At 35.9% G+C, this 13,283-nt stretch carries 16 protein-coding genes; 15 read left to right on the forward strand and 1 reads right to left on the reverse strand.

The genetic code is table 11. The features are described from left to right. The first annotated feature begins 72 nt into the window (after nt 1-72). The 14 genes from E0W73_RS02625 (at nt 73) to E0W73_RS02690 (ending at nt 10,009) form a co-directional block, all read left to right on the forward strand. Nucleotides 73-912: a Rossmann-fold NAD(P)-binding domain-containing protein gene (locus E0W73_RS02625; RefSeq protein ID WP_135220541.1), complete on the forward strand. Its 840-nt coding sequence runs from the start codon at nt 73-75 to the stop codon at nt 910-912. Further along, complete coding sequence (locus E0W73_RS02630) at nt 909-1,295, forward strand: DUF5367 family protein (protein WP_135220542.1); 387 nt, start codon at nt 909-911, stop codon at nt 1,293-1,295. Before E0W73_RS02625 ends, E0W73_RS02630 begins: the two co-directional genes overlap by 4 nt. A 173-nt stretch (nt 1,296-1,468) precedes the next feature. Continuing rightward, nucleotides 1,469-2,419, forward strand: coding sequence for an SPFH domain-containing protein (locus E0W73_RS02635; RefSeq protein ID WP_135220543.1), 951 nt, complete (start codon nt 1,469-1,471; stop codon nt 2,417-2,419). Then, nucleotides 2,419-2,661, forward strand: coding sequence for a hypothetical protein (locus E0W73_RS02640; protein ID WP_135220544.1), 243 nt, complete (start codon nt 2,419-2,421; stop codon nt 2,659-2,661). Before E0W73_RS02635 ends, E0W73_RS02640 begins: the two co-directional genes overlap by 1 nt. A 12-nt stretch (nt 2,662-2,673) precedes the next feature. Then, complete coding sequence (locus E0W73_RS02645; RefSeq protein WP_135220545.1) at nt 2,674-3,615, forward strand: hypothetical protein; 942 nt, start codon at nt 2,674-2,676, stop codon at nt 3,613-3,615. A 24-nt stretch (nt 3,616-3,639) separates the two neighbouring features. Further along, nucleotides 3,640-4,599: a DUF6620 family protein gene (locus E0W73_RS02650; RefSeq protein WP_135220546.1), complete on the forward strand. Its 960-nt coding sequence runs from the start codon at nt 3,640-3,642 to the stop codon at nt 4,597-4,599. 92 nt (nt 4,600-4,691) lie between these two features. Continuing rightward, nucleotides 4,692-5,444, forward strand: coding sequence for a DUF2314 domain-containing protein (locus E0W73_RS02655; protein ID WP_135220547.1), 753 nt, complete (start codon nt 4,692-4,694; stop codon nt 5,442-5,444). A 13-nt stretch (nt 5,445-5,457) separates the two neighbouring features. Then, on the forward strand, nt 5,458-5,868 hold the full coding sequence (locus E0W73_RS02660; protein ID WP_135220548.1) for a hypothetical protein: 411 nt from the start codon (nt 5,458-5,460) through the stop codon (nt 5,866-5,868). A gap of 112 nt (nt 5,869-5,980) precedes the next feature. Next, complete coding sequence (locus E0W73_RS02665; protein WP_135220549.1) at nt 5,981-6,892, forward strand: arginase family protein; 912 nt, start codon at nt 5,981-5,983, stop codon at nt 6,890-6,892. Between the two features lie 63 nt (nt 6,893-6,955). Then, a complete protein-coding gene (locus E0W73_RS02670; RefSeq protein ID WP_162847650.1) occupies nt 6,956-7,696 on the forward strand; it encodes a DKNYY domain-containing protein in 741 nt (246 codons plus the stop codon). A gap of 21 nt (nt 7,697-7,717) precedes the next feature. Next, a complete protein-coding gene (locus E0W73_RS02675) occupies nt 7,718-8,152 on the forward strand; it encodes a GNAT family N-acetyltransferase (protein WP_135220551.1) in 435 nt (144 codons plus the stop codon). A gap of 55 nt (nt 8,153-8,207) precedes the next feature. Beyond that, the gene (locus tag E0W73_RS02680) at nt 8,208-8,816 is read left to right on the forward strand and encodes a hypothetical protein (protein WP_135220552.1); all 609 of its coding nucleotides are present in this window, start codon (nt 8,208-8,210) and stop codon (nt 8,814-8,816) included. A gap of 47 nt (nt 8,817-8,863) precedes the next feature. Beyond that, nucleotides 8,864-9,253 carry a DUF1801 domain-containing protein gene (locus tag E0W73_RS02685; protein ID WP_135220553.1) on the forward strand — a complete coding sequence of 130 codons (390 nt, stop codon included), beginning with the start codon at nt 8,864-8,866 and terminating at the stop codon, nt 9,251-9,253. 90 nt (nt 9,254-9,343) lie between these two features. Continuing rightward, complete coding sequence (locus E0W73_RS02690; protein ID WP_135220554.1) at nt 9,344-10,009, forward strand: DUF2625 domain-containing protein; 666 nt, start codon at nt 9,344-9,346, stop codon at nt 10,007-10,009. 114 nt (nt 10,010-10,123) lie between these two features. On the opposite strand, the gene E0W73_RS02695 is transcribed toward E0W73_RS02690, so the two are convergent. After that, a complete protein-coding gene (locus tag E0W73_RS02695) occupies nt 10,124-12,628 on the reverse strand; it encodes a M14 family zinc carboxypeptidase (protein WP_135220555.1) in 2,505 nt (834 codons plus the stop codon). A 160-nt stretch (nt 12,629-12,788) separates the two neighbouring features. Here E0W73_RS02695 and E0W73_RS02700 point away from each other — a divergent pair, with 160 nt between their 5' ends. Continuing rightward, nucleotides 12,789-13,277: a DinB family protein gene (locus tag E0W73_RS02700; RefSeq protein ID WP_135220556.1), complete on the forward strand. Its 489-nt coding sequence runs from the start codon at nt 12,789-12,791 to the stop codon at nt 13,275-13,277. The last annotated feature ends 6 nt before the right edge of the window (nt 13,278-13,283 follow it).

Here is a 13,283-nt window from a genome sequence, read left to right on the forward strand (position 1 = left end):
TCTTTTCAGACAAATGTTTTTATACTTACGGCTGCAACTTTGCATCATCATTAATCATAAAAACATTTAAAAATGGAAACAAAGAAAATTTTAGTTCTGGGCGGAAACGGAAAAACAGGACGAAGAGTCGCCTCATTATTAAGCACCAAGAACAATGTAGAAATCAGAATCGGTTCAAGATCGGCGGCAATTCCTTTTGATTGGGAAAAACCTGAAACCTGGCCAAATGCAGTAAAAAACATCGATGTTGTTTACATTACTTTTCAACCAGATTTGGCTATCCCGACCGCACCAAAAGCCATTCAGGATTTTACAATGCTTTCTACCAAAATTGGTGTAAAAAAAATTGTGCTGTTGTCTGGAAGAGGTGAAAAAGAAGCACAGATTTGCGAAGAAATTGTAAAAGCAACAGCTCAAAACTGGACAATTATACGTGCGAGTTGGTTTAATCAGAATTTTAGCGAAAGTATTTTTCTAGAACCGATTTTGGGTGGATTTGTAGCTCTACCAAAAGCCGATGTTTTAGAGCCTTTTACAGATGCAGACGATATCGCAGAAGTGGTAACTGAAGCGCTTTTAGACGAAAAACACAACGGAAAAACATACGAACTCACTGGTCCGCGCTTGCTTACGTTTGAAAATGCTGTAAAAGAAATTGCAACCCAGACAGAACGAAAAATCATTTTCCAGCCTCTTGCATTAGACGAATACATCAATGCACTTCGTGAATATCAGGTGCCTGAAGAAGAAATCTGGCTTGTCAATTATTTGTTTTCTGAAGTACTTGACGGAAGAAATTCTTCCATCACAAATGACATTGAAAAAGTACTCGGGCGCAAAGCAACTGATTTTAAAGAGTATGTAAAAAAAACATCTCAGACTGGAGTATGGAACGACAACCAATTGTCATGAATTATTTCAGAGCCATTTTATCAGGATTAATTGTTTGGTGCTGTATTGCAGTTTCATTTACCGTTTTAGAACACATCCCATTCATAAGAGAATCACAAAATACACAAGCATTCCTTGCCAGTTTCTTAATCATTCCTTATGCCATTTTAGGAGCTTCATTTTATTACAAAAAAGAAAACAAAACTTCTGGTCTTCGGTTAGGTTTAATTATGTCTTGTACCGCAATTTTAATGGATGCAATTGTTTTTGTTCCTTTGGTTGAAATTCCAAAAGGAAATTCGTATCAAGATTTTTTCACCAATCCTTTGTTATGGATTTTGGCATTTTTAAACGCCATGACCGTTTTTCTGTATTGGAAATTCAGATACAAAATCAGAAAATAAGACAAAAATCAGAATCCGGTTTGAAATCAAAACCGGATTTTTTTTTGCAAATCTCAACTACAAGCATCTCAGCCGCTGTTTTTTCAAAGAGAAAATTTATTAAAAATTTGACCTAAAAAAAACACTAAACTCGTCTTATAATTCTTATTTTTATTCTTTATAAATAAGATTGTATGAAACTGCCATTTATTGAAATAATCGAGGCCACAACAAGTAATCCCAATTTACTGATGTGGAAGTTTTACGATGAAGACAAGGAAATAAAAAACGGCGCAAAACTTACTGTGCGCGAAAGCCAGAAAGTGATGCTATTAAATGAAGGCCGACTTGCAGATGTTTTTTCTCCGGGACTGCACACCTTGTCTACAGAAAACATTCCAATTTTAAGCAGCCTAAAAGGATGGAAATACGGATTCGAAAGTCCGTTTAAAGTCGATGTTTATTTTTTCAACACGCATCAATTCATCAATAATAAATGGGGAACTCCTGCTCCTATTCTATTAAACGATCCGCAGTTTGGGCAAATCAGAGTTCGCGCCTTCGGAAGTTTTGATATTAGAATTGCCGATCCTGCTAAATTTTTTACGCAATATGCAGGAACCTATGAGCAGTTGACCATTTTTGAACTTCAAAATCAGTTAAGAGATTTTGTCGCTCCAAAATTTGGAGAAGTCTTGGCAAACGAAAACATCACTATTACAGATGTAGCCGGAAATATTACACAGTTAAGCCAAAAAATCGAACCGTACCTAAAACCTTATTTTCTTCAATTCGGAATAGAACTTACGCAATTTGTGGTTACAAGTGTCACTTTGCCTGAAGAAGTTACAGCACATTACGACAAAATCACCAATATGAATATGGTAACAGATATGGATAAATTTACCAAATTTAATACCGCAACAGCAATTGGAGATAAAGGAACTGCCCTTCACGATGCAACGCAAAATGCAGCAAGCATGGCGATTCTTTTGAATCAGTTACAGCAGCACAAAGAAACTCCAAAAGAAGAAAAAGACGACCTGACTTCTAAGCTTCAAAAAGTAAAATCTTTGTTTGATGCCGGATTAATTGATGAAGACGAATTTAAAGCTAAGAAAGCAGCATTATTAAGTCAGTTGTAATGGAAGAGAAAAAAGTAAATTCATTTCTGGACAAGCTTAAGGAAAAAGCTAAAAGCCAATCTCATTACGGAGGAGATTCAGAAATCACCGAAGCAAAAATGCAGCTTAAAGATTGCCCAAACTGCGGTGCCGGAAGAGCCAAACAAGACGGATTGACACATTGCGCCTATTGCGGATTTGAGTTTTTGAGTGTAAAACTTACCGACGGAGTTTATATTAAAAAAGAAGATAATTCACTTTAAAAAATCAAAAAAGTGTTCGGATTATTCAATAAAAAACAAAAGCAGCATCAAGAAGCACTTCCTGAATGGCATTCGGAACTTGGAGAATCACAACAGAGATGGTTCACTTTTCTGGAGAAACTGGAAGCCAAAATGGAAGAATTTGCAGCAGCCGCAATTCCGGAATTAAAACAGCTTCTTCAGGAAGATGACGATTTGTATAAAAGAACTTTTCATAGAGTATATTCTGGAGTAAACGGTCAGATTCAAAATATTAGAAACAAAGCCAGAGATACTTATGAAGAAAAAATAATTGATGTTTACCATTATTACAGCTCTCAGATTTCGGTTTTAAGTCCGTATCATAATTTGGTTTCTGATTTCAGAAATGTCTGTTCGGACCGTTATAATGATTTTGAAGATAAATCGGAATATTGGAGAAACGAAATCGAAAAAACACAGGAACGAGATCTTGAAATCGAATATCAAAAAATCCTCAGCGAATTTGAAGCTGTCAAAAACAAGTTCAACTGCACGCAATGCGGTGGAGGCCTAACTATTGATCGGATTTTTCTAATCGAAACTTATATTTCCTGCCCCTACTGCAAAACGCAGAATACTTTTTCGCCAAGCACTCAGGCAAGAAACCTGCAAAATATAGCACGTAATCTCGCTGAACAGCGAACAGCTCATCTTAAAAAGGATTTTGAGGTCGAAAATAGCAAGGAAAGAGAACTTTATCATCAGATTCATGAACTGGAATTGAGCAAAATACACCAATCAGACAAAAAAATATTGAGCGAAATTCAATCTAAAATAGCTGATTTAGAAGAGCAAAGGCAATCTGCGATTCAGAATGCTCCGAAACTCCATCAGCATTATTTAAGAGCAATGTATGATGAATGGAACAAAATAACCCCAGACTTGAAAGAACATAACGAAAAAATGTATCAGAATCAACTACGATATTTATAATTATTAATCCCTAAAAAAAGAAACATGTTTAAAAAACTTTTTGGTTCCTTAACTGGAGACAACAAACCTGAAAATCAGAATTACGAAGCTCAATCGACCAACAACGATAACCAAACTGATTATGAAGATACGTATCAGGAAGTAGAATACGATCCTGAAACGTTGCACGGAACGCATTATTCTGTAGAAGATTTTGATAACGAAGTAGCAGAAAGAGCCGAAGCTTGGATTGCCGATGAACGTGCAAGCGGTGAAAACCTTGACGAAAAAGACATTCAAAACATTTATTTCAACTATAGAAGAGCAGTTTACACAGAATGGAACAATTGCGATTCTGACCAGATGATTCGTTTTGAACATGCAAACTCTTTAAAATATACAGGTGTTCAAACTTCTGGATTTGTAAAAGTAGAAGATAACAACCCGTTTCTTGAGCCTGTTCATGGTGTAGATTTAAGAACTTATACCGCAATGTGCCTTAAAATTAGTGCCGGAATCGATTATCTAGAAGTTTGCAGAGCCATGGGACTTGAACCAGCTGTTTGGGAAGAACTAAACACAATCTGGCCACAGCGTATGGGCGAAGATACTTCGTTTACCGTTACTACTTTATTTGGTCAATATTATGCTGAAAATGTAACCGTACCGCAATTGGAAAATCTTAACGCCGAAGTTTCTGAAGAAGGTGCTGCCAACTTAGAAAGAATGAAAACAGACCGTTATTTCTACGAAGAACTGGCTGGAGCAAGACAAGCTGCTTATGAATACGGAATTGACGGTGCACAATGGATTTTGGATAATTTCGGAATCAATTTAGCTGATTTCCAATCTGTGGCTATGCAATGGATGACAGAACAAAATCAGAACTGGAATTCAGAAGATATCATCAGATTTTCTGACTACCAGCAGGAAAAACAAAAAGAATATGCTGCAAAATTTGCTGCTGAACAAGGCGGAAATGTTGCCGATGATGTAAATTTCTAATTTACTTTAAGACTAAAAAAGCCGGCTTGCAAAAACAAGTCGGATTTTTTTTCGTTATTACTTTCAAATTTTTTTTTAAAAAATAGCAAATAATGGATAACAACAGAATATTCTTTGCCGACGGAGAAAATCCGAAAATGATAGAAGCTTATAAAAAAGCCCAGGAAACTTTTAAATATTTCTGGAGAGAACTCTCTTGGGAATACAGAAGAATAGTTCCAGCATTGGATGTAGCTTGCGTAAAACTGGCTTTCACTCAGGAAATTGACGGTGAAACCATTGTAGAACATATGTGGATCAATGATATCAATTTTGACGGCGAAAACATTTATGGCATCCTGATAAATGATCCTGGCGAATTGACCAATGTGCAAAACGGAGATGAAATAGCAATTCCGATAAACCAAATCAGCGACTGGCTTTTTGCAACACAAGGCAAAACTTATGGCGGTTTTACGATACAAGTTATGCGTTCTGAAATGAGCGAAGCAGAAAGAGAAGAACATGATGCAGCGTGGGGAATGGATTTTGGTGATTACAACGACATTCTGCTTGTTTATGAGCAAAAAGAAAAACCAGAAAATCTGACCGAACATCCGATGAGCAAAAACATGAAAGAAAGCCTGATCGAATTTGTGACCAATAATCCCCAAGAAGTAAGCTCGCAAGACGAAGAAGGGTATACTTTCCTGCACCGCGAAGCAATTGCTGGAAACCAGACATCGGTAGAAGTTTTGCTTGCTTCTGGAGCAGCTAAAAATGCGGTAAATCAATACGGCAAAACAGCATACGACTATGCGAAACAATTGCAGTGGGAACATTTATTTCCGTTGCTAGAATCCTAAAAAAAATAAAAAAATGGCGTATTCTTTTTATTCACATTTGGCGTTTCTTCCACCTTCATCAAATGCAGATTTAGCAGTTTTAAAAAATCATCTAGAAACATTTTACGCAAGACCTGTCATTACAGATAAACCGAAGATTATCTTAAACGGCAAACAGATTACAGTGACTTTTAAAGACGGATATAACTTTTACATTTATTTATCAGAGGAAAAACATGTAAATCAAGAAGCTCTGGAAATTGCCGAAGATTTGGAAGAAGATTGGAACGAAAAACCCTTCGATAAAGAAAAACTAAAAGCTTCTAATAAACGTTTTGAGTTATGGGGAGATCAAGATTTTGATATGGATTATTTTAACGACAGTCTTTTTATAGTAAATCAGATTGAAAAATTCGATGATGTTATAATTTTTCAAAACCACTAAACAGATTTTTTTAGTAAGCTGGAAATATAAAATAGCAGTTTCGCATTTTTATTTTGAAAGAATTTTAACGCAATTATTTTAATAACTTTATATTTCTCAAATCTTAAAAGTTATGAAAGAAGTATGTATTGTTGAGTTTCCATCAAACTTAGGTTTAAAACAACCCGAACCGGGAAAGGCCCCTGGAGTTAATCGTTTGCCTGATTGGTTGTGGAAACATAATCTTCATACTTTGATTAATCCAAAAAGCGTTAAAAGACTTGATGCTCCAAAATATTCTAATAAAATTGATGCCGCAACAAAAGTTTTAAACGCCGACTCGCTGGTAAGTTATGCCCGCGAACAAGCGTACTTAATCAATAATTTACTAAGCCAGAATAAGTTCCCTTTTGTTTTGGGTGGTGACTGCAGCATACTTTTAGGAACTGCAATAGCCCTAAAGCAAAAAGGAAATTACGGCTTATTTTATCTTGACGGACATACCGATTTTATGGATGTTTCTTTGTCTGAAACTGGCGGTGCTGGTGGTTTGGCAGCTTCATTAGTAACCGGAAAAGGCCCAGAAAAACTAAGCAACATTCTAAATCTGCATCCTTACATAAAAGAAGAAAATCTTTGGTGCGCGGGCAATCGTGAATATGACGATCAATACGAAAACGAAATCAGGAAGTCGGCCGCCACTTACGTAAGTCTGCGAGAACTTAGAAAAAGAGGCATCCGAAATGCTGCAACGCTGTTTCTTAATGAAGTAGAGGAAAAAAATCTGGATGGTTTCTGGCTTCATATCGATGTAGACGTTCTAAACGACCAGATTATGCCTTGCGTGGACAGCAGAACACCAGACGGCTTGACGTATGACGAATTTAACGAATTGAATTCTTACTTGTTTAAAAGTCCAAAACTTGTGGGGCTTGAAATTACAATCTTGGATCCCGATCTAGATCCTACAGGACTATATACCAAAGAATTTGTCAATAATTTATGCAGCACGTTTAAAAAATACTACAATAATACTATCTACTAATTAAGGCGTTATTTATTCAAATTCGAATCAATCGTCATGCATCCGAAAATACAACTTAAAAATATGATCAAAGATTTAGGACACCATTTTAAAATCATAGACAATAAAATGATACTGCAGTTTGAAGACGAAGTTTTCCGAAAGTATTATAAAGATATTGACTTTGAAAGTTTTGAATTGATACAAAGCAATGATTCTACGCACCATTACTTTAAGGACAAAACGAAAGTGTACATTTCCAGTTATATGTGTGGTTTTGCTATATTAGAAAATGCAAATCCAGCAAGTTTTAGAATTCTCGATTTTGAAAAAGGTTTTACAGCCGATGATTCCAATTATTTTTACTTTGATGAACGACTTCCGTACGACCTGTCAAAAGCAGAAATTCTGAACCATCATTATATAAAAGCAAATCAAAAAATCTATAGCGGTTATACAAAAGAAATAATTGATGTTGATGTTGAAAGCTTTACGATTCTGCACCCCGATTTGATTGAAAACATTTCTAAAGACAAAAATCATGTTTATTTTCGAAATGATATTATTGAAGATGCAGACCCTGCAAGTTTTCGTTTTTTAGAAAACTGTGTTAACGGTCAGGAGTATTACCAAGAATGCGACAATGCATTTTATGCTGTAGATGCTAATTTTGCTTGGTTTGTGAGAACGATTAGTAAAGAAGTAAAAAAAATTAAAAGCAAAAGCCTCAGCAGTTTTCATTTTAAAGTAATTGACGAGCAAGGTTACGCTTTTGACAATGAATACCAATATTATTTTGGCAAAAGAACGAAACGAACTTCGTAACAAAACCGATTCAGAACAGAAATGATTATTACAGAAGCCAGAAACAGCGATTTTCCGTATTTAAGGACACTATTCTTAAACGAAAGGATTGCAACATTTTCATGGCTCGATACGGCAAAATTCAAATTAGAAGATTTCGACAAAGAAACACAGGGAGAACTTATTCTGATCGTTATTTTAGATGAAAAGCCAGTTGGTTTTATCTCAATCTGGATACCCAATAACTTCATTCATCACTTGTACATCCAGCAGCAATACCAAAATACTGGTCTTGCAACTGCGTTATTGAAAACCGCAATCGAAAAAACAAAGTTGCCTATTCGTTTAAAATGCCTGGTGAAAAACACCAAAGCCGTTAATTTTTACCGCAGAAAAGGCTTTATTGAAAAAAGCAAAGGCCAATCTCCTAATGGGGAATATATTTTGTTTGAATTGACAAAAAATACTTTACTTTAGATTTTAGAATATACTATTCGAACGCCCAAAATAAATCTAACAAATTAACCAAAGAATGAACGCGACAGAAATACCAATCGATCTGAAAGAATTGCTTGAAAATGAAAAAACAGATTTTATTATAAAGGCAAAACGTCACGAACCGCTCAGAAAATCAGTGGGTGGCGTATTTATAGGACTTGCAATGTGTGCTTTTATTAGCATGTTTGTATTTGCTTTTTTCAGTGAATTATTCGAGCAGGAAGAAGTTTATTTCGAAAGCAATAATTCAGAATTAATTTTGCCGGGACTTATCATTTTTGTCTTACTGTCGGCAGGAATCTATGTACTTATTTCCGGAATTATTTCTTTGTTTAAAGAAGGAGGTTATTTTGTTGGTACCGAAACTAGATTGATTCATTTCCGCAAAGGGAAAACCACTATAACAGACTGGGAACAGTTTACCGGAAATGTAAAAATTAAAGCCAAAAACAATTTTGGAGATTTAGAATATCAATTAAGAACAGGTAAAACTGAAAGTAGAAAAAATGGTCCTGATGTTTTTGTTCCAGATATTATCTACATTGCCGCAATCGAAAATGTATATGAGATTGAAAGAAAATGCAAAATAAGAATTAAAGAAAATGATCCAACTCCGGCTGTTGCAGCAAGTCAAGAAATGTAATTTGCAGCATCAGCTGATTTAATTTTCATATCTAAATTAAAGAAATCATGAACGAGGAAATCAAAGCTTATAACGACACGCAAAATAAGGAAGATAAGGAGATTTGTAATTTGCTGGCATTTGAAATTAATGATGCACTGAACGAAGCAGAAAGTAAAATCTGGCACAGACATCCGGTTTGGTTCTTAGACGGAAATCCGATTGTGGGTTACAGCAAACTTAAAGATTCTGTGAGATTATTATTTTGGAGCGGACAGTCATTTGATGAAGAAAAACTCCAAAACGAAGGTTCTTTTAAAGCAGCAGAAATGCGCTACACTTCTGCGTCGCAGATCAATAAAGATGATTTAAAGCGCTGGCTCAAAAAAGGAAAAGAAATTCAGTGGGATTATAAAAACATTGTCAAACGCAAAGGAGTTTTACTTCGATTAAAATAAATACTATTCAAAAAACTATATTTAATAATGAAACTATTCACGCCGATTACCTTTATTTTTTTTACATTAATTTCCTTTTCACAAACAAAAATGCGTTCTATAAAAGAATTAAGCAGTCCTGATACGGGATGGAAAACCGTAAAAGAATGGATTGACAATGCCAAAAACAAAGTCGAAGTCTTGCCAGCCGAAACGCAAAAAGCTTCAGACGCGCTTTACCAAACACAAGCTCCTGCTAGTACTGCTCTTGGCGCAGTTGTGTACAAAACAGGAGGAATATTAGTTGACAACGGCTGGATTAGAATTTTAGGTTCAGGAAGTCCAAAATTAAACCGAAGCCTTCCGGAATGGAACAAAGGCAAAGCTACAAAAACTGGCGAAAAAGCAGCTTTTCTTCTCGTTGCAGACGATGCCCTCGGCGGTTTCTATCTGCTGAATTATGGCGGACTTGGAAAAGATATAGACAAGATGTATTATTTTTCGCCTGACAATCTTCAATATGAACCACTAGAAATTAGCTATGCTGAGTTTTTACTGTTCTGCTTTAACAACGATTTAGACAAATACTACGAAGGAAGCAGATGGGAAGGCTGGAAAACAGAAATCCTGAAACTGGAAGGAGATAAAGTTTTCAATTTTTACCCTTTCCTTTGGTCAGAAGAAGCTTCTGACATCAATAAAACATCCAGAAAAATTATTCCCGTTGAAGAGCAATATGGTTTCAATGTCGAAATCAAAAAACAAATGGGCATTTAATTTTTTTTCTGCCGCTAAGGCGCTAAGACACAAAGATATTTTGAAGAACGCACTGTTGTGCGTTTTTTATATAAAAACTTTGTGTCTTAGCGCCTTAGCGGCAAAACCCTCAAATTAGTTTACTAAAAACAACGCATTGCTGAATAGCAGAATTCCGTTTTCCCAGAAACCTCTGAACAGCGGATTGTCCATCATGTAAATTACAGATCCATCTCCTTTTTTGTCTACGGCAAAACTTACGGTTTCGTTGAGTTTCTTTTTTATATCATTCCCAACAAATCCATAGCTCAAATATCCCTTCGGAATGTAAACTGCATTTACAGCATTCTTAAGCAATGAAAAAGATCTTTCGTTGGTCTTAAGACTAAAATACGTATTACCCAAGCCAAAAGCCAGCGGGTAAGTCTTATCCAGTTTATTCTCAATAATAGCTCCCGGAATAGATCCAGAGATTGTACGTCGTTCAGTACCTTCATAATCCAAAAATCTTTTTTTCAGTTCGAGTTCTTTTTCTTCTTTCTCAGACTTTTCCTTGTCTTCTTTGCTGGCAAACAGACTCAAAGCATAACCTTCCCTATCCTGAAAAAGAGAAATTGCATTGCTCATTGCAATAACCTTACCTCCGTTTTTAATCCATTCGTCTAGTTGTTTTTTCTGGTCTTCAGACAAATCGTAATTACCGTCAGAAAGAATCAAAGTATTGTATTGATACAATTTTACCCTGTTTAAATTCGAAGTTTCTACGATACTTACCGGATATGCAATTGTTTCATCAAGATAAAACCAGTTAGCTCCAAATTCGGTTGAAGCGATTCCTTTTCCGGAAAGCATTAAAATTTTAGGCGCTTTTAAAAGAACAAAATTCTCGCCCCCGATATCCTTAGAATTTACAGAAAATCCGGTTGTAATAAAGTTATAATCGCTTTTGATTTTGATAATCTCGCTGACTGTTTTCTCAAAATCTACCGTTTTAGGATTATCCGCTTTACTGATTATCAATCCGCCGGGTTCAATTTCGGTAGTTCCAAAAACTGCCTTTTTCATGGCAGAGCGCACTTTTATTCCCGCCTGATGCAGACGCGACAGAACCTGTGCCGAAATCCTGTTGTTCCAAGGAACGTAAAAAGCGTACACATTTGCTGGAATATTTTTGGTTGCAATCTCTACACTATTTTTAGTCTTAATCTGCAAATTGTTTTTAACAGCGTAGCCTTCTGTACCGTATGCCAGCGGCAATGCCCAAGCCGTGATATCATAAGACAAACTATCATTCAGTTTCTGATTGGGTTCAAAAAGCACTTGTGCAAGAACCGATCTTGGCTGATCGGCTTTAATAATTAAGTCGTTTGGTTCTATTTTAAAACTTACATTTTTTTTTGTCTGATAATGAAACCCCGATTCGTTTGCTGCAGCATCTGCAAAAGCATATTCAATATTATTTTTTCGAAGCATTTCTGTAAGCTGTTCCAGTTTCGCATTATTCTTCAAAACATAGGTCTGATAAACGCCTTTGGCTTTTTTTCTCGCATTCAGATGAAAATCTCTAAAACCTTTCAAAAGCACATCTCTTTGTGCAGCAGCGCTTTCAACCACCGTAAGTACCGTGGTGGCATGATGAGTCAAACGATCTTTTATGGTTACGTTTGCACCGTTCTCCATCGTAACTTCTCGACCCGCTCCTATTCCGCCCTGCTCTACAGTAAGACCTACTGCTCCATTGTAAGTTGGATAGGTATCGCCATAACTCGGATAAAAAAGATCAAAACGTTCTCTCGTATTGTACATCCAATTATTCTGATCAAATTTTGCTGCAATGTTTTTTCCTAAAACCGTATAAAAATCTCTTTGATACTTTTCTATAAACTCATGCAGCGGTTCTGCTGCGGGAGGAAAAAAATAAGGCGAATTGTAACTCATCTCATGAACATCTGTATGTACCTGAGGCATCCATTGATTGTAAAGTTTCAATCGCTGTACCGATTCTGCTTGTGTCTGCCAAGCCCAGTCCCGATTTAAATCAAAAAGATAGTGGTTATATCTTCCTCCAGGCCAAACTTCCATATGTTCTCTGTCATACAGGCCTGGATGCGTTTTTTTTCCTGAAATTTCGCGCAACCAATTTCCGTACCTAGAATATCCGTCAGGATTAATGCAGGGATCTAAAACTACGATGGTGTTTTGAAGCCATTTTTTACTGTTTTCGTTGGATGGATTCAGCAATTCGTAGGCTACAGTCATGGCGCTTTCAGTTCCGGCAAACTCGTTTCCGTGAACATTAAAACTCAGCCAAACAATAATTTTCCCGTCGGCTTCGGCAAACTTCTGATTCGAAAGTCCGATAGAGGCTAAATTATTATTTCTAATTTTTTCGAGATTATTAAGATTTTCAGGCTCAGAAATAAAATAAACATTCAGATTACGTTGTTCGTTGGTCTGGCCATATTGTTGTTTTTTAATGAATTGCGATTGTTCGGTGAGATATTTAAAATACTCTTCAACCTGATGATAATAGCTGATTTGTTTTCCGTAATTCGGAAGAAATTCTGATGGAGCTTTTAATTGTGCAAAAACAGAAAAAGAAGCCGTAAACAGCAAAACCGCGGCGTAGATTTTTTTCATATTTGAATGTAATTTTGTAGATGGTTAAAAATAAGAATTAACTTTATACCAATTTAAAATTCCAAAAAAATATTAATAATTTTTATCAAAACTGGATCTTGAAATTATATTTTTAACATTTAAAACTTATTATCGGCAATTCAAAAACAACAGTTTAATTATGGAAAATTGGTTTAAAGAAGTTTTATGGAGGCAGTTCGGCGCCACTATTGACATGCTTGAAAATGCGTGCAAATTATGTCCCGAAAACATTTGGGACACTCAAGCCGAATTTGGGTACAAAGCCTATCATTCTGTATTTTTTCTAGATTATTATCTCACACGAAACCCAATAAGATTTGAACCTCCCGAACCTTTTTCACTCTCTGAATTTGAGGATCGGATGCCAGAAAGAATCTATACTAAAGAAGAAGTATTGACCTACTTATATCTCTGCCGAAAAAAATGCCGGGATTTGATTGCAGGACTCGATGATGTCGAAAATATTTTTTGGGAAAATGAATCCAAAACCATGCGATACAATATAATTGAAATACTGCTTTATAATATGCGTCATGTCCAGCATCATACTGCGCAGCTTAATTTATTGCTAAGACAGCATATCGATGACGCTCCAGAATGGGTTTATGAGGCCGAAGACAAACCTTAACTAAAA

The organism is Flavobacterium foetidum (assembly GCF_004634245.1).
Classification (GTDB): domain Bacteria; phylum Bacteroidota; class Bacteroidia; order Flavobacteriales; family Flavobacteriaceae; genus Flavobacterium; species Flavobacterium foetidum.